Raw genomic sequence first — 20794 nt, 5'->3', positions numbered from 1 at the left:
TAGTCGGCTCGATGCTCCTGCACCATGCGCACGGCGCGCTCGCGGACCTCGGGTGAGAACTTGTTTGACTTGGTCATAGCTCCATCTTCTCAAGTGTTGGAGCCTCCTCAAAACCCGGGGCGGTTCATAATGAAGACGAACCGCGACGCAAAGGCAGCCGAACTAATCGCCCAAATTGGGCGCAATGCAACCGCCGCCCGCGATCTGCTGGCGCTTGCCGCTGAATGCCTTGAAGCCGGTGAGCCGCTACCCGGCAAGCTTGCGGGCTTTCTGGCAGCTTCGTTCCGGGAAGCCGTATCCGAACCATGCGCAGAGCGTGGCAAAGCGCTTGCGTTCGCCTTGGGCCTGTCTGCGCCCGGCAAGGAAGGTCGCCCCCGCGCGGCAATTCCCACAGGCGACGTAGCCTTGACCGTCGCAGCATTTGGTGAAACGGTGTCCGAAACCAAGTTGAAGAACGAACTTGCGGCGGCATACGACGTAAGCACCGGAACGGCCCTTGCGCGAGTCAAGGAAACCAAAGCCGCATTGGTCGAGGCGCGCGACAACACGCGCGAAATCATCGAACGCAACGAACTAACCGGCATAGTTAGACCGCGATAAGCCGACGACAGCCGTACGCAAAGGGGGTTCAACAACCCCCTTTGTTTTTGTACGCCCGGCCCCCTGACCATTCGCCCATGCCTTGAATCCCAAGGCGTCCAACAGGAGCGAATGAGATGAACAACCTTCTACGGCTTCCCGCCGTCATGTCTGCAACGGGCCAGACCCGAAGCACCCTTTACCTGCGAATCAAGCAACGGCTGATGACGCCCCCGGTCAAGTTGGGCGAACGGTGCGCAGCATGGCCTGCCGACGAAATCGCCGCAATCAATGCCGCACGCATCGCAGGTAAGACCGACTCCGAAATTCGCGAACTGGTGACGCAGCTTGAGCAGCAACGGGCGGCGAAATCGTAAGTCGCTTTTGCCATCGTTGCCTGTTTTTGCGCGCACAGGAACGAGCGAAGCGGATTCGCACTCCGTCGAACTACCCAATAAACAAAGGCAATCAAGACAGAACATCCATCTTGTACTGCATCCAATCCTGCATAAGAAACAAAAATGACCCAAGCCCACAACCAAGCGCCGAACTTCGGATTTGACGCGCCGACTGCTGCCGATGAACAGGCGTCAATGCGTGAAGTCCTGTCGCATCTTCAACCGAAGAAGGAAGACGACGTGCGCATGGTTGCAGCCGCACTAAAGACGCACGGCGCGAAGTTCGAAGGCGTTTTTCTTGAATGGGCGACGCCTTACGGGCGGTACAAGGCGAAAGGATTGTGGGCAAAGGTTCGACCCGACCCCGACGCGATGACCGAAGTTATCGAACGGCAGGTAATAGCAGCTAATGACCGTTATCAAATCCTTGGCCCCGTCGAAATCAAAGCATTGCCGCCGATTGAATGGGCAATCAAGGGCGTATTGCCGCGCCGTGGCGTGAGCATGGTTTACGGGCCAAGCGGCGGCGGTAAATCGTTCGTTGTGTTGAACATGATTTATGCAATCGCCGAAGGTTCGTCGTTCTTTGGGCAAATGGCGAAACAAATTCCCGTTCTTTACGTCGGCTTAGAAGGCCATGCAGGCGTCAAGAATCGAATTGTCGCTATGGAACGTGCGCAAGGTCGCCCGATGCCCGAATACATGCGCGTACTGCTGACTAACGCTTTCAACATTACGAACCCGCAGCAAGTCGAAAAGCTGGCGAAAGAGTGCCCACAAGGTTGCATTGTCGTTATCGACACACTGAACCAAGCCGCGCCGAATGCCGACGAAAACAGTAGCCGGGACATGGGCGCGATTCTGGCCGGGGCGAAACGCCTTGCCGAACTGGTCGAAGGTAATTGCGTGCTTATTCACCATAGCGGGAAGAACGCGCAAATGGGCGAACGCGGGCATTCCAGCCTTCGCGCTGCGCTGGATTGTTCAATCGAAGTTACCCGCACAAATGACCGCAGGGCATGGAAGGTTGCCAAGGCCAAAGACGGCTTGGACGGCGAAGAACATGCCTTTCGCTTGAGCATCGTCGAAGTCGGCACCGATGAAGACGGCGACCCCGTTACGTCCTGCGTAGTCGTACCCGATGACGTGCCCACAAGCGCAGGGGCGAAGCCGTTAAGCGGCAATCAGAAGCTTGGTATGGACTCCTTTCGCGAAGCCTGCCGAACTCATGGCGGAACCGATGCAGATGGCAACTTTACCGGCGTGCATTTGAACAACTGGCGACCCGTTTTCTACCGCATGAGTCCCGCCGATACGGATACGGCGAAGAAGAAAGCGTTTGAACGGGCGCGCAAGGATTTGATTGAACGCGGCGAATTGGTCGTGACTGACAACATTTACCGGCTAGGCGGTGTTGCGGCCCAACTGACCGAAGCTTGCATAGCGAAAGTGCTTGAAATCAGCAAAGCGACAAAGCGACACGACAGCGACAACAGCGCGACATGTCGCCCGTCGCAAACCCTACTTTGAGGGGACGACAGCGACACACCCTATTTATAGGGTGTCGCATGTCCCGGTGATGCGATGACAGATTTTTTCAGATTGGCCGGGCGCCTGATTGTGGGCAGAGAAGTTTTAAGAGGAATCGAAATGGATAACCAAGAATATTTCAAAGACATTGACCGCGAAATTAAGAAGCTTGGATGCGTATCAACGTTGGTCATTCTCGAATCGAAGCGGATTGCCTGCGAAGTATTCCGCGACGCCGAACTTTACCCGTCGGTTCTGCAAGTGCTTACGCACCTTACTGCGCAGCAATTGAACATTTCCGACGTTCAAGAGCATTACGAACAAGACGAGGTGCGCAGGCGCGTTAATCGCGAAATTGATGCCGCCCTGTCTGCAAAGCGCAAATGATTTTGGAGAACACCCCCATGAAAAACGATACCAATTCGACCGCCGACGGCTGGCAAGGCCGCGTCAGCATTGAGGAAAGCACGGAACCCCCCATGCCTGCCGACAAGAAGACCTATGCAAAGGCCAAACTTGCAAGCGCAACCGACGTTAGCCGGGAACTGGCGAAGCTGTACCGCGAAGCCCGTAGCGGTCGAATCGACGTATCCGACGCAAGCCGCCTTGCAAACATGCTTTCGATTCTGGCCCGCATTCTTTCGGATAGCGAACTAGAAGCCCGCATTGAAGCTTTGGAGCAGCGCGGGAGTTTTCACTAATGGCACGCTTCGGACTTAAAAACCGGCTGGCGAAGCTTGAAAACAAGCGATTCGCCGAATACGGAACACAACTTGCGGTCGAGTATGAATGCGACGCCAGCGGCACGCCCGCAGACGCTTTCATGCGCGATTGGTTATCAGGGGCTGCCCCGGCCAAAAAAACGCAACAGCGGGCCGATTTGGCCCCTTCCCGGCCCATCTTCGCGCGGCGGGTAATCCTTGTGCCCACATTCAGCGATTGGGAAGCCGCTTGCCTTGCGCAACAGAAGGCATTGCAGGCCGTTTGCCGTAGCCGCACGAATGAACCGGCCCATATTGCCCCGCCTAGTGTGGGCAAGTCCGAAGCATTCACCGAAGCCGCACCACTTCAACCCGGAACCAAGAGGGGGCGATTTATAGAACTAGCAGATGGCCGAACATTCGACCGGGAAACCGGCGAATTTTTGGAGGAAGCCGCCAAAGCATTACCCGCAGGCGGTTTGAAAGCAATTTACCAACACTGACCGAAGGAAAAAATCATGGATACAAAAGGCCGTTTTCTCGTAAATACCGAAGGCGCTAGTTCGTTTATGGAACTGGCAACAACTGAAACCGGCGGCAAAGCATTTTTGGGGGATGCCGAACAATACGATTCGCAAGTAGGGCCGGACATTACCGCCGCGCATATCACCTTGCGCGATGCGGCGAACAAGGTTGCCGCACTTGTCGAAGACCCGACCCGCACCGACGTTCAAAAGCACGAAGCCGCCGCAATTCTGGCGGAACGCACCGTTGCGCAACTGGCGAAGACGAAAGCGGCAATCGAAGCCCGCGCCGAAAGCCTTTACAACACTGGTCTAACGCAAGCGCAAATGCAGTTCGCACCAAGCGCCGAACGGGGCGCACTGGATAGCGAAATTCGGGCGTATATCCGCGAACAGGCCGGGAAGGGTGAAGGGCTTATGAAGATTCGGCAGGCGATGGAAGATAAAGCCGTTGCCGCCGTCGTCTTTCATTCGCCGTCGTTCCTGTTGGACATTGCGCCCGAAAACCATACGAAGCTTCGTTTTGAAGCGACCGAACGCCATGTTCCCGCCGCTTACAAGATGATGACCGACAGCGTAGCCCTTCGCGAACTTCCGGCGAAGTACGACAAGACGATTAGCGCAGTTCGCGGAAGCTTCTACCTGCCGACCGTTGCGGCCCAAGCTTCGAAGCGCGTGCAGGTCTGACCGAACCCAAGTGCCATTGGGGGACTTTTGCCCGGCCTAGCGCCGGGTTTTTTTTCGTCTAGCTGCGGCTGTTCAGCCCCAAATGGCCTTCTTGGCTGCTTCGCTCAGAACATCAACAACAATGTCCCGAACGCCGGATGCGATGGACGTTCCGACCTTACCCATTACCTTCTTGAAGCGAAGCGACGCAACTTGCGTCTTCGGACTGTCCTTCGTTAGCTCGGTCAAATCGGAGCGGAACTGTTGCAGTTCTTCGGGGGAAAGGTCTGCCCCAACTTCAACAAGTTCAACAGCACTCGCTATCTTCCGTTCAGTCCAAGGAAATGCCTTCCCGCAGTTGTGGCAGAACGAAGGCGGTTCGTAGCCGCCACCTAACCCGAATACACCTTCAACGTAGTAGTCCCCACGAATGGACGCGCTGCAATTCGGGCACTGCATGATGGTTGCTTCGCCGCACTGAGAGCAGAACGCTTCGCGAAGTTCGGGATGCTGGTCGGCGGCAGTGGTTGCGACATGCCCGTTCGGGCAAACTTGGGCGACTCGATACGTTCCCATGCCTCGCCCCGTTACTTGATCGATACGTCAATTGGGCCGCCGATTACGCCTGATTCATCCCATTCGACGTTATCGATGCGCATAAATGCTACTTTGACGTTCGGGTTTTTCTCTTTGAATTTTTCTTCCAAATAGGCTTGCGGTTCTGCGAACAACAGGATGATTTCGTCATCACCCCAGTTCTTCACGCGGCCAAACGTCAAGCCCCCGTCGAACGACAGCTTGGTGTCGTCGTCGTAGATCGAAAGTTCGCGGCGGAGGTCGCCTACAGTGAAAGTGGTTTCGTCGCTCATCTCGTTCCCTGTTTGTTGCACCATTCGACACGCGGGCGCTGGCTGTCAGCCAGCGCTGCCACATGTAACAGTCTATGCGACTTGGGAAGCCAACGAAGTTGGGTCGGACAGGGACGAAAAAAAACCGACACATGGCCGGTTCTTTTCGCCTGCAATCAGGCAGTCTTCAATGTGGGCATGATGCCCGGCCAATGACTTTTTTATGCTGTACTTTATGCAGTACAAAACCAACAATTCGTCGTAAGTTGTTGATTTTAAAAGCAAAATGGCGGAGAGGGCGGGATTCGAACCCGCGGTGGGCTATTAACCCACACACGCTTTCCAGGCGTGCGACTTAAACCGCTCATCCACCTCTCCGAAGCCTGCGATTGTAGCAGTTCCCAGGTGGCTCCCGAGCCGCTGCAGGGTGCGCTATGGCGTCAGCAGCGCCTGGTAGGCCAGCTGTTTGAAGAGATAGGTGTAGGGGTTGCCAAAGCCGAAGTAGCGCTGCGTCATCAGGATGCCGGCAATGCCCAGGCGCGGGTTGATCCACCACAGCGTTCCGGCGACGCCGCCCCAATTCATCTCGTCCGTGGTTTGTGGCGGGTCGAACGGGCCAGGCGCCGCGACGACCGAGGAGCCCAGGCCGAAGACGCGTCCCGGGTCGGCCGGCAGGCCTGGGAAGCGCACGAACTGGCCGGGCGGAATCTGGTTGCTGGCCATTTGCGCCAGGGTGTCGGCGCGCAGCAGCGCGCCGGGGCCGGGCACCAGCGCTTGCAGCAGGCGCACGTGATCGTCCAGCGTGGAGACCAGGCCGCCGCCGCCCGAGTCGCGTGCGGGTGCGTGCAGGTAGGCGCCGGGGTAGGGGATGCTGTCCAGGCGCTTGAGCCCGGGCAGCAGCGGGTTCATGAAGTCCACGCCGCCGTACAGCGCGGCCAGCCGCGCGTGCTTGTCCTGTGGCAGCCAGAAGGCCGTGTCGTCCATGCCCAGCGGTGCGAAGACGTGCTGCGCGAAGAAGTCGCCCAGGCGTTGGCCGGTGACGACCTCGATCAGGTGGCCCAGTACGTCGGTGGCCAGCGAATATTCCCAGCCCTCGCCCGGGTGAAAGTACAGCGGCAGCGCACCCAGGCGCTCCATCAGTTGGGTGTTGGTGAGCTGAGGGGACAGCACGCCCGCTTCGCCGTAGGCCCGGAACAGCAGCGTGCCGGGGTCGAACGCGCCATAGCCCAGGCCGGCGGTGTGCGTCATCAGGTGGTGGACGGTGATGGGGCGGCGCGCGGGCTCGGTATCGTCGATGCGCGTGGCGCCGGGGCGCAGCACACGCGGCTGGGCGAGGGCCGGGATGTAGCGCCCGATGGGGTCTTGCAGCGCGACGCGCCCCTGCTCGACCAGCATCATCACCGCGATGGAGGTGACCAGCTTGGTGTTGGAGAACACGCGGTGGACGTGGTCGCGGCGCAGCGGCGTGCCGGCCTCGCGGTCGGACTGGCCGCAGACGAAGACGTCGGCCAGTTCGCGCCCGCGCAGCAGCGCGGTGGCGACGCCGGGCAGGAATTGCTGGTCGACCTGGGCCTGCATGGCGGCGTGCAGGGCGTGAAAGCGCGGTGGTGTCATGGGTTGTCGTGTGCTGAACTGAGGGCTGTCGCCACCATGGCGCAACCTGCCCACGGAGGGCGGTCGCACGGGGGACAATCGCGGGCTTGTCCCAAGTTGCTGCCACGATTTCGCCATGCCTGCTGCTACACCCCCCCCGCTACGAACTCCCGCCCGCTGCGTCATGGTGCTGGGCACCAGCAGCGGCGCAGGCAAGAGTTGGTTGGCCACGGCGCTGTGCCGCCACTATGCCAACCAGGGCTTGAGGGTGGCGCCTTTCAAGGCGCAGAACATGAGCAACAACGCGCGCGTGGTGGCCACGCCCGCGGGTGGCTATGGCGAGATCGGCAGCGCGCAGTACTTCCAGGCGCTGGCCGCGCGCGCCCGGCCCGACGTGCGCATGAACCCACTGCTGCTCAAGCCCGAGGCGGACACCAGAAGCCAGGTGGTGCTGCTGGGGCAGGTGAGCGAAGAATTGTCGCGGCTGCCCTGGCGCGGACGCAGCCAGCAGGTGTGGCCGCAGATCGCCGCCGCGCTCGACGCGCTGCGCGCCGAGAACGACGTGGTCGTGATCGAGGGCGCGGGCTCGCCCGCCGAGATCAATCTGATGACGAGCGACGTGGTCAACCTGCGCGTGGCGCGCCATTGCGGTGCGCATTGCCTGCTGGTCGCCGACATCGACCGCGGCGGCGCCTTTGCCCATTTGTATGGCACCTGGGCGCTGCTGTCCGAGGACGATCGCGCGCTGATCAAGGGCTTTGTGCTCAACAAATTCCGCGGCGATGCGGCGCTGCTGGCGCCCGCGCCCGAGATGTTGCAGGACAAGACCGGTGTGCCCGTGGTCGCCACGATTCCGATGCAGTGGAACCATGGCCTGCCCGAGGAAGACGGCGTCTTTGACACCCGAAGCACCGGTCAGGGCGCGATTCACACGCGCATCGCCGTCATCGCCTACCCGCGCATCAGCAATCTGGACGAGTTCCAGCCGCTCAAGAACGTGCCCGGCGTGCATTTGGCCTGGGCGCGCAGCCCGGCCGAAGTGGAGGGCGCCGACTGGATCATCCTGCCCGGCAGCAAGGCTACGGCCGCCGACCTGGCCTGGCTGCGCGCCCAGGGGCTGGACGCGGCAATTGCCCGGCACGCCGCGCGCGGCGCCCGCGTGCTGGGCATCTGTGGCGGCTTGCAGATGCTGGGCGAGGCGCTGATCGACCCGTTGGGCGTGGACGGCAACGGCCCCGGCCTGGGCCTGCTGCCGTTGGTCACGCGCTTTGCGGCCGAGAAGACGGTACGCCCCACGCGGGCGCGCTTTGGTGCGGTGCAGGGCGCGTGGCAGCAACTGGCCGGCGTGGCCGTGCAGGGCTACGAGATCCATCACGGCCAGACCGTACAGCACCCGGCCCTGGCCCGCGAGGGCAAGGTAGCGCGCGAGCTGATCGGCGGCCTGGCCTGGCAGAACCCGGAGGGCAACGTGCTGGGGCTGTACCTGCACGGCCTGTTCGAGGACGCGGCCGTGCTGCAGGCGCTGTTTGGCGCCGGCGCGACCACGCTGGACGCGGTGTTCGAGCGCATGGCGGCGGGCGTGGGCCAGTGGTTTGCGCCCGGGGCGCTGGCGTGACCCATGCAGACATGGGAGCGCCGGCATCTTGCCGACAGATTTCAGGGTGCATGCCGGCAGGATGCCGGCGCTCCAGGCATGCAACGCCAGCAGCGATATTTTCGAAAGCAAAACAATGTTCGTGATTCCTCCCATTCCCTCAATTGAAGACCCAGCCCTCACCGCCCGCCTGCAGCACCTCATCGACCACAAGACCAAGCCCCTGGGCGCGCTGGGCCGGTTGGAGGTGCTGATGCTGCGCATCGGCCAGATCCTGGGCACGGATGCACCCGCGCTGCACGCGCCGCAGATGCTGGTGTGCGCGGCCGACCATGGCCTGGCGGCCAGGGGCGTGTCGGCCTACCCCAGCGACGTGACCTGGCAGATGGTGGAGAACTTCCTGGCCGGCGGCGCGGCCGTCAGCGTGCTGGCGCGCCAGCATGGCCTGCAGCTCACGGTGGCCGACTGCGGCGTGGCGCGTGAAATCGCGGTGCGCGAGGCCGCGCCCGGCGCGCCGCGCCTGGTCAGCTGCCGCATTGCCGCGGGTACGCAGGACGCAAGCAGCGGCCCGGCGATGAGCGCGGCGCAATGCCGGCAGGCGCTGGCGAACGGCATGGCCATCGTGCGCGGCCTGCCGGGCAACGTGCTGCTGCTGGGCGAGATGGGTATAGGCAACACCTCGGTCGCCTCGCTGCTGCTGGCGCGGCTGGCGGACGTGGCGCTCGACGATTGCGTGGGCGCCGGCACCGGGCTGGACGCCGCGGGCATCGCGCGCAAGCGCGCCGTGCTGCAGCAGGCGCTTGATGCCAACGCCGCCGCCACCGGGCCGCTGGCAGCGCTTGCGGCCCTGGGCGGCTTCGAGGTCGCCACGCTCACCGGCGCCGTACTGCAGGCCGCCAGCGAGCGCCGCGTCATCGTGGTCGATGGCTTCATCACCAGCGCCGCCGTGCTGGTGGCCGCGCGCCTGGCGCCCCAGGTGCTCGAGCGCTGCGTGTTCGCCCACCGCTCGGGCGAGCGCGGCCACGCGTGCATGCTGGACGCGCTGCAGGCCGAGCCGCTGCTGGACATGGGCCTGCGCCTGGGCGAGGGGTCGGGCGCGGCGCTGGCCTGGCCGCTGCTCGATTCGGCCTGCCGCGTGTTGCGCGAGATGGCGAGCTTTGAGTCCGCAGGAGTCGCAGGGCCGGGTGGCTGACCCCTGGTGCCGCGGCCTGGCCCTGGCGTGCAAGGCGGGCACAGGAGAAGGTCTATCGGCCTCAGAGCGTGCAGGTGCGGTTGCGCCCCTGTTCCTTGGCCTGGTAGAGCGCGGCGTCGGCACGCGCGATCATGGCGTCCAGCGAATCCTCGCCGGCCTGCCAGGTGGCCAGGCCGATGCTCAGCTGGCAGTCCAGTGCATGGCCTTGCGCCAGCGCCGCGTGGATGCGCGCCGCCGTGGCCTGCGCCTGGGCCTGGTTGGTTTCGGGCAGCAGCACCATGAATTCCTCGCCGCCCCAGCGCCCCAGCGTGTCGGCGCGGCGCAGCTGGGCCTTGGCTTGCCGGGCAAAGTGCTGCAAGACCGCGTCGCCGTGCAGATGGCCGTGGTGGTCGTTGACCTGCTTGAAGTGATCCAGGTCGATCATCATCAGCGCCAGTGCATGGCCGTGGCGCTGGCTGCGCGAGAGCTCCTGCGCGCCGCGCTGCGCCAGCGCGCGGCGGTTCAGCGCCTGGGTCAATGGGTCGTGCGACGCCAGGTACTCCATCTCGCGCGTCAGGCGGTCGCTGGCCATCAGCACCGCGCCCACCGTCAGCAGCAGCACGGTAAGCACATACGAGCCGACGTACAGGTTCTGGTAGAGCGAGGGCTGCAGCAGGTTGTCGCCGCTGTGGCCCGCCGACGCAGTGACCAGGCGCAGCACCAGCACGGCCATGTGCAGGCCCAGCACCAGCTCGACCAGATGCTGGGGCAGGCGCCGGTCGCCGTGGCGCAGCAGAAAGTACAGGGTGGCGCCGTAGGTGCCGAGCATGGAGGCGGTGATCACCACCAGCTGCATGCCAAAGCTGGGGCGCGCATAGGTGAACCAGGAGAACGCCAGGGTTTCGGCCAGCAGCACCGCAGCCCACAGGCGCCACTGCCGCACGTGGCCGTAGAAGCGCCGGCAGCCCATGCAGTAGAAGATGGCGCCCTGCAGCAGCAGGCTGTTGGCCAGCACCATGGCCCAGCTGGCCGGCAGTTGCCCCCGGCAGCCGAACAGGAAGGAGGCCAGCAGCCACACGGAGGAGGCCGCGGCCCAGTCGCCCAGGCCGCGGATGTGGGGCGGGTAGTGGCGGCGCAGCAGCACCAGAATCGCGGTCATCAATACCGTCATGAGCGCGCCCATGGCGATCAGCGAGCGTGGATCCAGGCTGTTCATGGTGGCAGTGTCTTGGGCTGGTAGTCGCAGTATGGGGCGACGCTGCATTCCCAGCAACGGGGTTTGCGCGCCTGGCAGACATAGCGCCCCAGCAGGATCAGCCAGTGGTGGGCGTCCACCAGGTATTCGGGCGGCACCCGCTGCAGCAGCCGCTTTTCCACTTCCAGCGGTGTCTTGCCCGGCGCAAGTCCCGTGCGGTTGCTGACGCGAAAGATGTGCGTGTCCACCGCCATCGTCGGCTGGCTAAAGGCGACGTTGAGCACCACGTTGGCCGTCTTGCGGCCCACGCCGGGTAGCTGCTCGAGCGCTTCGCGCGTGCGCGGCACCTGGCCGCCGTGCTGCTCGACCAGGATGCGGCAGGTGGCCAGCAGGTTCTTGGCCTTGGTGCGGTACAGGCCGATGGTCTTGATGTAGTTCTCAAGCCCCTCCAGCCCCAGGTCCAGCATGGCTTGCGGCGTGCTGGCCACGAGGAACAGCCGCCGCGTGGCCTTGTTCACGCCCACGTCGGTGGCCTGGGCCGACAGCAGCACCGCGGCCAGCAGCTCGAACACGTTGGTGTAGTGCAGCTCGGTGGTCGGGTGCGGGTTGGCCGCCTTGAGCGTGGCGAAGAAGGGCTCGATCAGTGCGTCTTGCATGCGCGCTATTGTCACCATGATGGCGTGTGTCGACAGGCAGGGCGACAAATGGCGACAATGCGGGTTTACCCCTTCGCCTCGCCGATCCACGAACCGAGACCGCCCATGCCGATTGCCTTTGCCCAGCGCCTGAACCAGGTGGAGACCTCCGCCATCCGTGAACTCTTCAAGCTGCTGGGCAAGCCCGGCATCATCAGCTTTGCCGGCGGCTTTCCCGACAGCGCGATGTTCGACGTAGACGGCATCCGTGCCGCCAGCGCGGCGGCGCTGGCCCAGGAGCCCGGCGCTGCGCTGCAATACGGCGCAACCGAGGGCTACCAGCCGCTGCGCGAGCAGCTCGCCGCCTTCATGGCCTCCAAGGGCGTGCAGGGCGTCGCGCCCGAAGGGCTGATCGTCACCACCGGCAGCCAGCAGGCGCTGGATCTGGTCGCCAAGACGCTGATCGACCCGGGCGACAAGGTCATCGTCGAAGCCCCCACCTTTCTTGCCACCATCCAGTGCTTTCGCCTGTATGGCGCCGACCTGGTCGGCGCGCCGATCGACGGCGACGGCGTGCAGGTCGACCGCCTGGAACAGCTGATCGCCGAGCACCGCCCCAAGCTGGTCTACCTGATTCCCACTTTCGGCAACCCCAGCGGCGCCACGCTCAGCCTGGAGCGGCGCAAAAAGGTGCTGGAGCTGGCCGTGAAATACCAGACGGTGATCGTCGAGGACGACCCCTATGGCGACTTGTACTTTGGCGAGGCGCCGCCGCCCAGCCTGCTGGCGCTGTCCAGCCAGGTGCCGGGCAGCCGCGACTGGTTGGTGCACTGCGGCTCGCTGTCCAAGGTGCTCTCGCCCGGCCTGCGCGTGGGCTGGATGGTGGCGCCCCCCGAACTGCTGGCGCGCGCGGTGATGTGCAAGCAGTTTTCGGACGCGCACACCAGCACCTTTGCCCAGGCCACCGCGGCCCACTACCTGCAGGCCGGGCGCATGCCGGCCACGCTGGCCAATGTGCGCGCCGTGTATGCCGAGCGTGCCCAGGCCATGGGCGATGCGCTGCGCAGCGAGCTGGGCGACGCCGTCGACTTTGTGCAGCCGCGCGGCGGCCTGTTCGTCTGGGCGCGGCTGACGGGCGCCGGCGGCGCGCTGGCCGATGGCAATGCACTGGCCAAGCGCGCGATCGACAAGGGCGTGGCCTTCGTGCCGGGCGCGCCGTTCTTCTGCGGCGCACCCGATGCCGCTACGCTGCGCCTGTCGTTCGCCACGGCCGATGTTGTGCGCATCCGCGACGGCATTGCCCGCCTGGCGCAGGCGCTCAGGGCATGAGGGCGGCCATGGATGAAACCCGCGAGCGGCTGGAGGCGCTGGAAGTCAAGGCGGCCTATGCCGAGGATCTGCTCGACCAGCTCAACCTGACCGTCTACCGCCAGCAGCAGCGCATCGACCTGCTGCTGCGCGAGTTGCATGCGCTGCGCGAGCAATTGCCCGCGCCCGGCAGCGGCGCGCCGCGCAGCCTGCGCGATGAGCTGCCGCCGCATTACTGAAGGTGACGCCGATGCAAGGCATGGACGCCGCCCAGCTGGAGAAACTGGTCACCACACGCATGCCCTATGGCAAGTACCAGGGGCGCGTGATTGCCGATCTGCCGGGCAACTACCTGAACTGGATGGCGCGCGAGGGCTTTGGCCGCAGCCCTTTGGGCCGGCTGCTGGCGCTGATGCACGAGATCGACCACAACGGCCTGCGGCCGATGCTGGCGCCGCTGCGCCGGGAGCCCCCGACTGACTGAGAACGTGTTCAAGGTCTCCCCATGGGGCCCGTTGCCCCGCCAAAGCGGCAGGTGCAAGGCGCAAAGCGCAGTCGGGCTGGTGGCCCGGCGAGCATTTGCAACGCCGCAGATGCCGCTTTGGCGGGACAACCCTTCGGGCAAGGCAGCAAAAAACCGCATTCTTCGTTGCGCGCCTTGTCCAGGCCGCCAGCATGGCCTGCGGCACACGCCTCGATTGCGGCTTTTTGCTGCCTTGCGAGCCCTATGGGGAGACCTTGAACACGTTCTGAAGGCCGGCGGGGCGCGAGTGGGGTCAGGCCCCTTCGGGCGTCAGCACCTGGCGGCCAATCGCCTTGCCTTCCTCCAGCGCCAGCAGCGCGGTAAAGGCCTTGCTGAAGGGCATGCAGGTCGTTGGCACGGGCGGCAGCTGTTTGTCTCTGACCAGCGCGACCAGCTCCTGCAGCTCGCGCAGATTGCCCACGTAGGTGCCCTGGTAGGTCGTGGCCTTGAGCGCCATGAACGGCGTGGGGATGTCGATGTGGCCGCCGAACAGGCCGATCTGCACCAGCTGGCCGCCCTTGGTCAGCATGTCGATGCCCGACTGCACCGTCTGGCTGGAGCCCACGCAGTCGATGATGGCCCAGACGGCGCCGCCGGCGGCCTTCTTGACCTCTGCGGCAAAGCCCTCCTGGCGCGGGTTGAAGACCGCGTCGGCGCCGGCGGCGAGCGCCGCGGCGTGCTTGGACTCGTCAGGGTCGATGACCAGCACGCCGGCGCCGCCAAGCGCCTTGACCAGCATGGTGGCCATCAGGCCCAGGCCGCCGGCGCCGAAGACCACGACCTTCTCGTCCTTGAGCACCTGCGGCGCGATCTTGCGGATGGCGCTGTAGGTCGTCAGGCCCGAGCAGGCGTAGGGCGCGGCCTGCACTGGCGGCATGTCGCCGATGTCGACCAGGTAGCGCGAGTGCGAGACCAGCACATGGTCGGCGTAGCCGCCGGGCTGGTACACGCCCATCGACTTGCCAGCCAGGCACAGGTTCTCGTCGCCGCGCTTGCAGACCTTGCACTCGCCGCAGCCGTGCCAGGGGAACACCACGTAGCGCTTGCCCACTTGCACGTCCCGGGCCTGGTCGCCGACGGCGACGACCTCGCCGGCGATCTCGTGGCCCAGCGTCAGCGGCAGCTTCATGCCGCGATCTATCATCGACAGCGTCCTGCCATTGCCCAGGTCGTACTGCCCGTGCCAGATGTGCAGGTCCGAGTGGCATACGCCGGCGGCCTCGACCCGCACCAGCACCTGGTCGCCCGTGGGCTGCGGCGTGGGGCGCTCGGTGCGCACCAGGGGTTGGCTCAATGCGGTGATGTCGTAGCTGATCACAGTGTCTCCTTTATCCAGCTGAAAAAAGCACACCAGGCGCACGGCGGCTGCCGGTGCGCCCGGTGGTCGGTCAGAGGATAAATATACGAGCCGTGTGGCGCGCACCGGCGTCGCCGAGGTGATAGATGCCGGCCTGCGGCGCAACGGGCGGAGACTGCCCGCCGCCGGGTTCAGCCGGCGCTGGCCGCTGCCGGGTCGGCTGCCAGATTGCCCTGAGGAAAGTGGCCGAAGAAGCCCCGGAACAGGTTGCGCGCGATGTTGTGCGCCATGTACTGCAGCGCGCGGGCGATCTCCGGATGGAACAGCGCCTCGGTGTGCTTCTTCCACAGCCCGAGCCAGAGCGTGAAATGCTCGGGCGTGACGCCATCGAGCGCCATGTGCTTGCCGAACACGTCGCCCTTGAAGCCGTGCTCGCCCAGCGCCACCGCGCTCCAGAACTGCACCATGCGCTCCAGGTGCTCGGGCCAGTGCGCGCCGATGGCTTCGTCGAACACCGGCGCCAGCACCGGGTCGGCGCGCACGTCGGTGTAGAAGTTGTGTACCAGCGCAGTCACGCTGTCGCTGTCCAGGGTTTGCTTGTCGTCTTCGTGGTTCATGGCGTTCAGCTGCATTCGCAGTCGCTGCCGCAGCCCAGCTCCTGGCGCGCGGCGGGGTCGAATTGCGCAAACAGCACATCGTTTTCCAGGCGGATGTGTTCGATCAGGTCGCCCCGCAGCTGCGCCAGGCCGGCGTAGAGCGCGCGCCAGGTGTTGCAGGCCTCGCGCGGGGCGGTGATGTCGTTGGTCAGGCGGGCAATTTCTTTCAACGCCTCGCCGTGGTCGTCGTGTTCGCGGCGCAGCATTGCGATCGGGCGCGCGGCCAGGTCGTCCTCTCCCTGCTGGAGCAGCGGGAACAGCACCGTCTCTTCCTTGGCCATGTGGTTGAGCAGCTCGCCCTCCAGCGCTTGCAGCGCGTCGGCCAGGCCGGCGGGCACGCCCGGCTTGGCCTGGTGCACCGCCTCGACGCGCCGCGCCATACGGATCAGCTCGGGCAGCTGGGCGCGGTGCACCTCGTGGTAGCGCTCGACGATGTGGGCGATCAGCGCCACAGGGTCGGTGATCTCGGTCATGGAAGCAGGGGTGTTCATCGGGGGAATTAAAGATGCATTTGTACTGCATATTTTATCGAAATAAAATGCACCTGAAATTCCTCTTTGAAATACCCAGGACGACCCATGCGACTGACCCAGTGGACCGACTACGCGCTGCGTGTGTTGATGTACTGTGCCGCCTGCCATGGGCGTGAGCGCCCGGTGACGATCAGCGAGATTGCGCTGTCGCACGGCATCTCGCGCAGCCACCTGACCAAGATCGTGCAGCAGCTGGCGGCGCACGGCCTGCTGGACACGACGCGCGGGCGCGGCGGCGGCATGCGTCTGATGAAGCCGGCCCAGGAGATCAATCTGGGCAGCGTGGTGCGCCTGACCGAGCCCGACTTCGAGATGGTCGAGTGCTTCAACGACGAGAGCAACGCCTGTCGCCTGAGCCTGCACTGCGGGCTGCGCGGCGCGCTGGCGCAGGCTACCAAGGCCTATCTGGGCGTGCTCGACGGCATGACGCTGGCCGACCTGGTGCCCGAGCCGCTGCCCTCCGGCGCGCAGCAAATCCACCAAGGCATGGCGCTGCGCGTGGTGCGCCTGCGGCCCGGGCTGCCCGCACCGCTGCCGCCGCAGGCCTGATTCCATTTCTATATCAACCGATTACTTTGTCGGCTTCGCTTGTCGTGCTACAGCACTGTCTGCGCTTCACCTTCGCGTACTCGATTGATATAAAAATGGAATGGACCTCACGCCGCCAGCGGCTCCAGCCACTGGCGCGCCGTCGCCATCACGCACTGGGTCAGGCGCTGCAGCGCCGCCTGCGCGCTGCGCGGGTGGGCCCAGTACATCGGCACCAGCAGGGCGGCGTCGGCCACCAGCGGGGTCAGCGCGCCGCTTTCCAGCTGGTCGCGGATCAGCGCCACCGGGTGCATGCCCCAGCCCATGCCGATCTCGCAGGCGCGCACATAGCCGTGGTTGGACGGCAGGAAGTGGCGCGGCGCCGCATGGCGCGCACCGCCCAGGCCCTGGGCCTGCAGCCATTGCTCCTGCAGGCGGTCGTTGCGGTCGTAGGTCATCATCGGCGCGCGCGCCAGCGTCTCGCGCGTCACGCCCCGGGCGAGATGGCGCGCAATAAAGCCGGGGCTGGCCGCCGCCACGTAGCGCATCGCGCCCAGCGGCCAGGTGCTGCAGCCGGCAATCGGGCCGGCAGATGCGGTGACCGCGGCAATCACCTCGCCCTCGCGCAGGCGCTCGCCGGTGTGCTCCTGGTCGTCGACGCGCAGATCCAGCAGTTCGTCGCCGCCGGCGGTGAAGTCGGCCAGCGCCTGCATGAACCAGGTCGACAGCGAGTCGGCATTGACCGCCAGCTTGAGCGTAGGCGCCAGCCCGGCGCTGGCGGCCAGCAGATCGGGGTGGCTGCGGCGCAGCGCGTCCTCCAGCAGTGCAACCTGCTCCAGGTGCAGGCACAGGCGCCGGCCGGCCTCGGTACCTGTGCAGGGGCTGCCGCGCTGCACCAGCACCTGGCCCACGCGCTCCTCCAGCAGTTTGATGCGCTGCGAGACGGCCGACGGCGTGACGTGCAGGCGGCGCGCCGCGCGCTCGAAGCTGCCCTCGCGCACCACGGCCGCCAGGGCCTGTAGACCGGTGTAGTCAAGCATGAAGCATTGCTTAATGAACGTTAGGAAATTGAAGTGTACTTAAATACGCCGCAGACCTACGATCGCCGCATGTTTACTCCCAACGCAGTCTCTTCTTCGTGGATCGCGGGCTTTACCGTCTGCTTCTCGCTGGTGGCCACCATTGGCGCGCAAAACCTGTATGTGTTGCGCCAGGTGGTGCGCGGACGGCACGTGCGCGCCTGCGTGGCCTGGTGCGTGGCCAGCGACGCGCTGCTGATCGCTCTGGGCGTGGCCGGCATGGCGCAGCTGCTGGGGCGCTCGCCCGTGCTGGCGCTGTGGCTGCAATGGGGCGGTGTGCTGTTTCTGCTGGGCTATGGCCTGTTTGCCTGCCGCCGCGCGTTGTGGGCACCGGATGCACTGGTCGATGCACCAGCGGGCGGACGCGCGGTGCAGGGCGTGCTGGGCGTGCTCGGCGGGCTGGCGGTGATCACGCTGCTCAACCCCCATGTCTACCTGGACACGGTGGTGCTGATCGGCTCGATCGGCGCGCGCCAGGCCGGCCAGCTGAAGTGGGTCTTCGTACTCGGCGCGGCCTGCGCCAGCCTGGCCTGGTTCACGACGCTGAGCCTGGCCGGCCACCATCTGCGTGGCCTGTTTGCCGACCCGCGCGCCTGGCGGGTGCTCGACGGGCTGACCGGCGTGATGATGTTCGCGCTGGCCTGGTGGGTGTGGCGCGGCGCCTGAGCGCGCAACAAAAAAGCGCTGCCAAGAGCAGCGCTTTGCGTGGCGGGATCCGGAAGATCAGAACGCGGGAACGACGGCGCCCTTGTACTTGTCCAGGATGAACTGCTTGACCTCGGGGCTGTGCAGTGCCTGCATCAGCTTGGCGATGTCGGCGCTTTGCGCGTTGTCGCGGCGGGCGACGACGATGTTGGTGTAGGGCGAGTCGGCGCCTTCGATGAACAGCGCGTCCTTGGTCGGGTTGAGCTTGGCCTCGATCGCGTAGTTGGTATTGATCAGCGCCAGATCCACGTCATTGAGCGCGCGCGGCAGCATGGCGGCTTCCAGCTCCTGGAACTTGAGCTTGTGCGGGTTCTTGACCACGTCCAGCGGCGTGGGCGTCAGGCTTGCGGGATCCTTGAGCGCGATCAACCCTTGCTTGGCCAGCAGGATGAGCGCGCGCCCGCCGTTGGACGGGTCGTTAGGGATGGCGATGGTTGCGCCGTCCTTCAGATCCTTGATGTCCTTGATCTTGCTGGAGTAGGCGCCAAAGGGCTCGACGTGCACCTTGCCATTGGGAACCGTCACCAGGTCGGTCTTGCGATCCTTGTTGAAGCTGTCCAGGTAGGGCTGGTGCTGGAAGAAGTTGGCGTCCAGCTGCTTGTCGGCGACGGCCATGTTGGGCTGCACGTAGTCGCTGAACTCCTTGACCTGCAGGTCGATGCCCTCGGCCTTGAGCTGGGGCTTGACGAAATTGAGGATCTCGGCGTGCGGCACCGAGGTGGCGGCCACCTTGAGGACGTCGGCGGCGTGGGCGGACAGGGCCAGCGCGGCGATGGCCAGCGCGGAGAGGGTTTTTTTCAGCATGAATGTCTTCACAAAATAGTCAATGACTGCCGCCTTCCTTGTGGGATGCGGCGCGGACAGCGCAAAAGTGTAAGCGCTTGGATGCGGTCGGTTTGGAATATGAATTCATATCGATATAACGGCATGGTTTCATATGCTGGACGCAATCACTCCATGATTTCCAGCAAGCGATCCAGCCCGCCTTCGTCAATGGCCACCTTGGCCTGGGCGCGCACGGCCGGCTTGGCGTGGAAGGCCACCGACAGGCCGGCTGCGCCCATCATCGGCAGGTCGTTGGCGCCGTCGCCCACCGCAATTGCCTGGTGCGGGTCGATGCCCAGCAGCGACGCCACCTCCAGCAGCGTGCGGCGCTTCTCGGCGCCGTCGACGATGTCGCCCCAGGGCTGGTCGACCATGCGGCCGGTCAGGCGGCCGTCCACTATTTCCAGCACGTTGGCGCGCGCCAGGTCGATGCCCAGGCGCTGCTGGACGCGGCGGGAGAAATACGTGAAGCCGCCCGAGACCAGCAGCGTCGTCAATCCGGCCGCCTTGGCTGCGGCCACCAGCTGCTGCGCGCCGGGTGTCAGGCGCAGGCGGGTGGCATAGATGTCGTCCAGCTGCTGCACGGTCACGCCCTTGAGCAGCGCCACGCGCTGGCGCAGGCTTTCCTTGTAGTCGGTGATGTGGCCCTGCATCGCCGCCTCGGTGATTGCGGCCACCTCGGCCTTGCGGCCGACGGCGTCGGCGATCTCGTCCACGCATTCGATGGTGATCAGCGTGGAGTCCATGTCGAAGGCGATGAGCTTGTAGTCGCTCCAACGCAGGGGGGCGGTGACGCCTTGCAGGGTGATGCCGCTGGCAGTGGTCATGTCGGGTGCAAAAAACAGAAGTGGGAAAAGGGCTCAGAGCATGTTTCTGAACGCCATGTACAGCGCCGTGGCGCCCAGGATGCTCACCAGCGGCTGGCGCAGGCGCCACTGCAGGCCGATGGCCAGTGCAGCGGCGGCCAGCTCCTGCCAGGCGCCGCCGGGATTGTCGGCCATGCCCGAGCGCAGCGTGTGCACCAGCAGCAGCGTCATGATGGCCGGCGGCAGAAAGCCGCCCAGCTGCACGATGAGCGGAAAGCGCCGCAGCCACCCGGTGCCCAGAAAGGGCAGGGCGCGCAGCAGCACGGTGATGACGGCCATCACGGCAATGGCTTCAAGGGCGTAGCGCGCGTCAATCATGCTGCCTCCTGCGTGGGGTTGGGGCGCTTGCGGCGCACGATGGCGGCGCCGGCCAGCAGGCTCAGCGCGATCGAGGCCAGCAGCGCCTGGCCGGGCACCAGCCAGCAGGCCAGCGCGTAGGCCGCCAGCGCGATGGCGATCGGCGTGAATTGTTTGCTGGCGCGCCACTGCTCGACGGTGAGCACCGCGAACAGCGCGGCCAGGCTGAAGTCGATGCCCGCCAGCGCGTGGCTGACCTGCGCGCCAATGAGCGCGCCGATCAGCGTGCCCAGCACCCACCAGAAATGGTTGAGCGCGCCGATGCGCAGCATCTGCGCGGCGGGCGTGCCACCGGGCAGCGTGGTGAACAGCGAGTAGTTCTCGTCGGTCAGCGTCCAGACCAGGTAGGCGCGCGCGCAGCGGCCCTGCGGCAGGCGGTGCAAGAGCGACAGGCCGTAGAACACATGGCGCAGGTTGATGATGAAGGTGGCCAGCGCCAGCGTGCCCAGCGGTGCGCCGGCAGCCAGCAGCGGCACGGCCATGAACTGCGCCGAGCCGGCAAACACGAAGATGCTCATCAAGGGCGCCAGCCACCAGGCGGCGCCTGCCTGCACCAGCAGAAAGCCAAACACGCTGCCCAGCGGCACATAGCCCATGGCGACGGGAATGGACAGCGACAGCGCCGACAGCTGCGCCGGGTGGTGGCGGTTGGATTGGGAACAGGCCTGCATGGATCCGGGAAA

Annotated in this window: 26 protein-coding genes, 1 tRNA gene and 1 pseudogene; 14 read left to right on the top strand and 14 right to left on the bottom strand. The window is 65.0% G+C overall.

Features of this window, described 5'->3' with window-relative positions; genetic code table 11:
- Nucleotides 1-129: 129 nt before the first annotated feature.
- The 7 genes from ABD767_RS15355 to ABD767_RS15325 all read left to right on the top strand — a co-directional run bounded on the left by ABD767_RS15355 (nucleotide 130) and on the right by ABD767_RS15325 (nucleotide 4419).
- Nucleotides 130-600: a hypothetical protein gene (locus ABD767_RS15355; protein WP_344869905.1), complete on the top strand. Its 471-nt coding sequence runs from the start codon at nucleotides 130-132 to the stop codon at nucleotides 598-600.
- A gap of 116 nt (nucleotides 601-716) precedes the next feature.
- The gene (locus tag ABD767_RS15350; protein ID WP_344869904.1) at nucleotides 717-956 is read left to right on the top strand and encodes a helix-turn-helix transcriptional regulator; all 240 of its coding nucleotides are present in this window, start codon (nucleotides 717-719) and stop codon (nucleotides 954-956) included.
- 144 nt (nucleotides 957-1100) lie between these two features.
- The gene (locus ABD767_RS15345) at nucleotides 1101-2507 is read left to right on the top strand and encodes an AAA family ATPase (RefSeq protein ID WP_344869903.1); all 1407 of its coding nucleotides are present in this window, start codon (nucleotides 1101-1103) and stop codon (nucleotides 2505-2507) included.
- Between the two features lie 120 nt (nucleotides 2508-2627).
- The gene (locus ABD767_RS15340) at nucleotides 2628-2894 is read left to right on the top strand and encodes a hypothetical protein (RefSeq protein ID WP_344869902.1); all 267 of its coding nucleotides are present in this window, start codon (nucleotides 2628-2630) and stop codon (nucleotides 2892-2894) included.
- Nucleotides 2895-2911: 17 nt separating this feature from the next.
- The gene (locus ABD767_RS15335; protein WP_344869901.1) at nucleotides 2912-3208 is read left to right on the top strand and encodes a hypothetical protein; all 297 of its coding nucleotides are present in this window, start codon (nucleotides 2912-2914) and stop codon (nucleotides 3206-3208) included.
- Nucleotides 3208-3711: a hypothetical protein gene (locus ABD767_RS15330; RefSeq protein ID WP_344869900.1), complete on the top strand. Its 504-nt coding sequence runs from the start codon at nucleotides 3208-3210 to the stop codon at nucleotides 3709-3711. The genes ABD767_RS15335 and ABD767_RS15330 overlap by 1 nt, the downstream gene beginning before the upstream one ends.
- 15 nt (nucleotides 3712-3726) lie before the next feature.
- On the top strand, nucleotides 3727-4419 hold the full coding sequence (locus ABD767_RS15325) for a hypothetical protein (protein ID WP_344869899.1): 693 nt from the start codon (nucleotides 3727-3729) through the stop codon (nucleotides 4417-4419).
- Nucleotides 4420-4491: 72 nt separating this feature from the next.
- Here the strand turns inward: ABD767_RS15325 and ABD767_RS15320 are convergent, their stop codons facing one another.
- The 4 genes from ABD767_RS15320 to ABD767_RS15305 form a co-directional block, all read right to left on the bottom strand.
- Entirely contained in the window at nucleotides 4492-4974 is a 483-nt protein-coding gene (locus ABD767_RS15320; protein WP_344869898.1) for a DUF2321 domain-containing protein, read from the bottom strand.
- Nucleotides 4975-4985: 11 nt separating this feature from the next.
- Nucleotides 4986-5267: a hypothetical protein gene (locus ABD767_RS15315; RefSeq protein ID WP_344869897.1), complete on the bottom strand. Its 282-nt coding sequence runs from the start codon at nucleotides 5265-5267 to the stop codon at nucleotides 4986-4988.
- A 266-nt stretch (nucleotides 5268-5533) separates the two neighbouring features.
- A tRNA-Ser gene (locus ABD767_RS15310) sits at nucleotides 5534-5624 on the bottom strand.
- Nucleotides 5625-5678: 54 nt separating this feature from the next.
- Complete coding sequence (locus tag ABD767_RS15305; RefSeq protein WP_344869896.1) at nucleotides 5679-6860, bottom strand: serine hydrolase domain-containing protein; 1182 nt, start codon at nucleotides 6858-6860, stop codon at nucleotides 5679-5681.
- Nucleotides 6861-6975: 115 nt separating this feature from the next.
- On the opposite strand from ABD767_RS15305, the gene ABD767_RS15300 reads away from it, so the two are divergent.
- Nucleotides 6976-8454 carry a cobyric acid synthase gene (locus tag ABD767_RS15300; protein WP_103044884.1) on the top strand — a complete coding sequence of 493 codons (1479 nt, stop codon included), beginning with the start codon at nucleotides 6976-6978 and terminating at the stop codon, nucleotides 8452-8454.
- Nucleotides 8455-8569: 115 nt separating this feature from the next.
- Complete coding sequence (gene cobT, locus ABD767_RS15295) at nucleotides 8570-9625, top strand: nicotinate-nucleotide--dimethylbenzimidazole phosphoribosyltransferase (protein ID WP_103044909.1); 1056 nt, start codon at nucleotides 8570-8572, stop codon at nucleotides 9623-9625.
- Nucleotides 9626-9686: 61 nt separating this feature from the next.
- Here cobT and ABD767_RS15290 read toward each other — a convergent pair whose 3' ends face one another.
- Complete coding sequence (locus ABD767_RS15290) at nucleotides 9687-10820, bottom strand: GGDEF domain-containing protein (protein WP_344869895.1); 1134 nt, start codon at nucleotides 10818-10820, stop codon at nucleotides 9687-9689.
- Nucleotides 10817-11455: an endonuclease III gene (gene nth, locus ABD767_RS15285; RefSeq protein ID WP_103044883.1), complete on the bottom strand. Its 639-nt coding sequence runs from the start codon at nucleotides 11453-11455 to the stop codon at nucleotides 10817-10819. Before nth ends, ABD767_RS15290 begins: the two co-directional genes overlap by 4 nt.
- Nucleotides 11456-11566: 111 nt before the next feature.
- On the opposite strand from nth, the gene ABD767_RS15280 reads away from it, so the two are divergent.
- The 3 genes from ABD767_RS15280 to ABD767_RS15270 are packed head-to-tail and all read left to right on the top strand — an operon-like array spanning nucleotide 11567 to nucleotide 13226.
- A complete protein-coding gene (locus ABD767_RS15280) occupies nucleotides 11567-12763 on the top strand; it encodes an aminotransferase-like domain-containing protein (RefSeq protein ID WP_344869906.1) in 1197 nt (398 codons plus the stop codon).
- An 8-nt stretch (nucleotides 12764-12771) separates the two neighbouring features.
- Nucleotides 12772-12981: a SlyX family protein gene (locus ABD767_RS15275; protein ID WP_103044907.1), complete on the top strand. Its 210-nt coding sequence runs from the start codon at nucleotides 12772-12774 to the stop codon at nucleotides 12979-12981.
- A 20-nt stretch (nucleotides 12982-13001) separates the two neighbouring features.
- Complete coding sequence (locus tag ABD767_RS15270) at nucleotides 13002-13226, top strand: putative quorum-sensing-regulated virulence factor (protein WP_103044906.1); 225 nt, start codon at nucleotides 13002-13004, stop codon at nucleotides 13224-13226.
- A gap of 292 nt (nucleotides 13227-13518) precedes the next feature.
- On the opposite strand, the gene ABD767_RS15265 is transcribed toward ABD767_RS15270, so the two are convergent.
- The 3 genes and pseudogenes from ABD767_RS15265 to ABD767_RS15255 all read right to left on the bottom strand — a co-directional run.
- Complete coding sequence (locus ABD767_RS15265) at nucleotides 13519-14583, bottom strand: alcohol dehydrogenase (protein ID WP_344869894.1); 1065 nt, start codon at nucleotides 14581-14583, stop codon at nucleotides 13519-13521.
- A 170-nt stretch (nucleotides 14584-14753) separates the two neighbouring features.
- Nucleotides 14754-15179: a group III truncated hemoglobin gene (locus ABD767_RS15260; RefSeq protein WP_344869893.1), complete on the bottom strand. Its 426-nt coding sequence runs from the start codon at nucleotides 15177-15179 to the stop codon at nucleotides 14754-14756.
- 5 nt (nucleotides 15180-15184) lie between these two features.
- A pseudogene (locus ABD767_RS15255) lies at nucleotides 15185-15673 on the bottom strand (hemerythrin domain-containing protein); the annotation flags it as partial.
- A 123-nt stretch (nucleotides 15674-15796) separates the two neighbouring features.
- On the opposite strand from ABD767_RS15255, the gene ABD767_RS15250 reads away from it, so the two are divergent.
- On the top strand, nucleotides 15797-16300 hold the full coding sequence (locus ABD767_RS15250) for an RrF2 family transcriptional regulator (protein WP_344869891.1): 504 nt from the start codon (nucleotides 15797-15799) through the stop codon (nucleotides 16298-16300).
- Between the two features lie 107 nt (nucleotides 16301-16407).
- On the opposite strand, the gene ABD767_RS15245 is transcribed toward ABD767_RS15250, so the two are convergent.
- The gene (locus tag ABD767_RS15245; RefSeq protein ID WP_103046282.1) at nucleotides 16408-17319 is read right to left on the bottom strand and encodes an HTH-type transcriptional regulator ArgP; all 912 of its coding nucleotides are present in this window, start codon (nucleotides 17317-17319) and stop codon (nucleotides 16408-16410) included.
- A gap of 132 nt (nucleotides 17320-17451) precedes the next feature.
- On the opposite strand from ABD767_RS15245, the gene ABD767_RS15240 reads away from it, so the two are divergent.
- Nucleotides 17452-18024 carry a LysE/ArgO family amino acid transporter gene (locus ABD767_RS15240; RefSeq protein ID WP_425549930.1) on the top strand — a complete coding sequence of 191 codons (573 nt, stop codon included), beginning with the start codon at nucleotides 17452-17454 and terminating at the stop codon, nucleotides 18022-18024.
- Nucleotides 18025-18081: 57 nt separating this feature from the next.
- On the opposite strand, the gene ABD767_RS15235 is transcribed toward ABD767_RS15240, so the two are convergent.
- The 4 genes from ABD767_RS15235 to ABD767_RS15220 all read right to left on the bottom strand — a co-directional run bounded on the left by ABD767_RS15235 (nucleotide 18082) and on the right by ABD767_RS15220 (nucleotide 20782).
- Nucleotides 18082-18867: a MetQ/NlpA family ABC transporter substrate-binding protein gene (locus tag ABD767_RS15235; protein WP_103046284.1), complete on the bottom strand. Its 786-nt coding sequence runs from the start codon at nucleotides 18865-18867 to the stop codon at nucleotides 18082-18084.
- Nucleotides 18868-19013: 146 nt separating this feature from the next.
- Nucleotides 19014-19715 (bottom strand): phosphoserine phosphatase SerB, encoded by a 702-nt coding sequence (gene serB / locus ABD767_RS15230; RefSeq protein WP_103046285.1) that lies wholly within the window; start codon nucleotides 19713-19715, stop codon nucleotides 19014-19016.
- 33 nt (nucleotides 19716-19748) lie between these two features.
- Nucleotides 19749-20072, bottom strand: coding sequence for an AzlD domain-containing protein (locus ABD767_RS15225; protein WP_103046286.1), 324 nt, complete (start codon nucleotides 20070-20072; stop codon nucleotides 19749-19751).
- Nucleotides 20069-20782 carry an AzlC family ABC transporter permease gene (locus ABD767_RS15220; protein ID WP_103046287.1) on the bottom strand — a complete coding sequence of 238 codons (714 nt, stop codon included), beginning with the start codon at nucleotides 20780-20782 and terminating at the stop codon, nucleotides 20069-20071. Before ABD767_RS15220 ends, ABD767_RS15225 begins: the two co-directional genes overlap by 4 nt.
- Nucleotides 20783-20794 lie beyond the last annotated feature (12 nt).

Origin of the sequence: Comamonas faecalis (assembly GCF_039538025.1) — a bacterium.
Classification (GTDB): Bacteria; Pseudomonadota; Gammaproteobacteria; order Burkholderiales; family Burkholderiaceae_C; genus Comamonas_C; species Comamonas_C faecalis.
The sequence above is the reverse complement of the archived record's forward strand: the minus strand, read 5'-3'. Positions and strand labels throughout refer to the sequence as shown.

Coding starts and splice junctions, on each gene's coding strand:
- ABD767_RS15355 (WP_344869905.1), top strand. CDS start 130: ATGAAGACGAACCGCGACGCAAAGGCAGCCGAACTAATCGCCCAAATT.
- ABD767_RS15350 (WP_344869904.1), top strand. CDS start 717: ATGAACAACCTTCTACGGCTTCCCGCCGTCATGTCTGCAACGGGCCAG.
- ABD767_RS15345 (WP_344869903.1), top strand. CDS start 1,101: ATGACCCAAGCCCACAACCAAGCGCCGAACTTCGGATTTGACGCGCCG.
- ABD767_RS15340 (WP_344869902.1), top strand. CDS start 2,628: ATGGATAACCAAGAATATTTCAAAGACATTGACCGCGAAATTAAGAAG.
- ABD767_RS15335 (WP_344869901.1), top strand. CDS start 2,912: ATGAAAAACGATACCAATTCGACCGCCGACGGCTGGCAAGGCCGCGTC.
- ABD767_RS15330 (WP_344869900.1), top strand. CDS start 3,208: ATGGCACGCTTCGGACTTAAAAACCGGCTGGCGAAGCTTGAAAACAAG.
- ABD767_RS15325 (WP_344869899.1), top strand. CDS start 3,727: ATGGATACAAAAGGCCGTTTTCTCGTAAATACCGAAGGCGCTAGTTCG.
- ABD767_RS15320 (WP_344869898.1), bottom strand. CDS start 4,974: ATGGGAACGTATCGAGTCGCCCAAGTTTGCCCGAACGGGCATGTCGCA.
- ABD767_RS15315 (WP_344869897.1), bottom strand. CDS start 5,267: ATGAGCGACGAAACCACTTTCACTGTAGGCGACCTCCGCCGCGAACTT.
- ABD767_RS15305 (WP_344869896.1), bottom strand. CDS start 6,860: ATGACACCACCGCGCTTTCACGCCCTGCACGCCGCCATGCAGGCCCAG.
- ABD767_RS15300 (WP_103044884.1), top strand. CDS start 6,976: ATGCCTGCTGCTACACCCCCCCCGCTACGAACTCCCGCCCGCTGCGTC.
- cobT (WP_103044909.1), top strand. CDS start 8,570: ATGTTCGTGATTCCTCCCATTCCCTCAATTGAAGACCCAGCCCTCACC.
- ABD767_RS15290 (WP_344869895.1), bottom strand. CDS start 10,820: ATGAACAGCCTGGATCCACGCTCGCTGATCGCCATGGGCGCGCTCATG.
- nth (WP_103044883.1), bottom strand. CDS start 11,455: ATGCAAGACGCACTGATCGAGCCCTTCTTCGCCACGCTCAAGGCGGCC.
- ABD767_RS15275 (WP_103044907.1), top strand. CDS start 12,772: ATGGATGAAACCCGCGAGCGGCTGGAGGCGCTGGAAGTCAAGGCGGCC.
- ABD767_RS15270 (WP_103044906.1), top strand. CDS start 13,002: ATGGACGCCGCCCAGCTGGAGAAACTGGTCACCACACGCATGCCCTAT.
- ABD767_RS15260 (WP_344869893.1), bottom strand. CDS start 15,179: ATGAACCACGAAGACGACAAGCAAACCCTGGACAGCGACAGCGTGACT.
- ABD767_RS15250 (WP_344869891.1), top strand. CDS start 15,797: ATGCGACTGACCCAGTGGACCGACTACGCGCTGCGTGTGTTGATGTAC.
- ABD767_RS15245 (WP_103046282.1), bottom strand. CDS start 17,319: ATGCTTGACTACACCGGTCTACAGGCCCTGGCGGCCGTGGTGCGCGAG.
- ABD767_RS15235 (WP_103046284.1), bottom strand. CDS start 18,867: ATGCTGAAAAAAACCCTCTCCGCGCTGGCCATCGCCGCGCTGGCCCTG.
- serB (WP_103046285.1), bottom strand. CDS start 19,715: ATGACCACTGCCAGCGGCATCACCCTGCAAGGCGTCACCGCCCCCCTG.
- ABD767_RS15225 (WP_103046286.1), bottom strand. CDS start 20,072: ATGATTGACGCGCGCTACGCCCTTGAAGCCATTGCCGTGATGGCCGTC.
- ABD767_RS15220 (WP_103046287.1), bottom strand. CDS start 20,782: ATGCAGGCCTGTTCCCAATCCAACCGCCACCACCCGGCGCAGCTGTCG.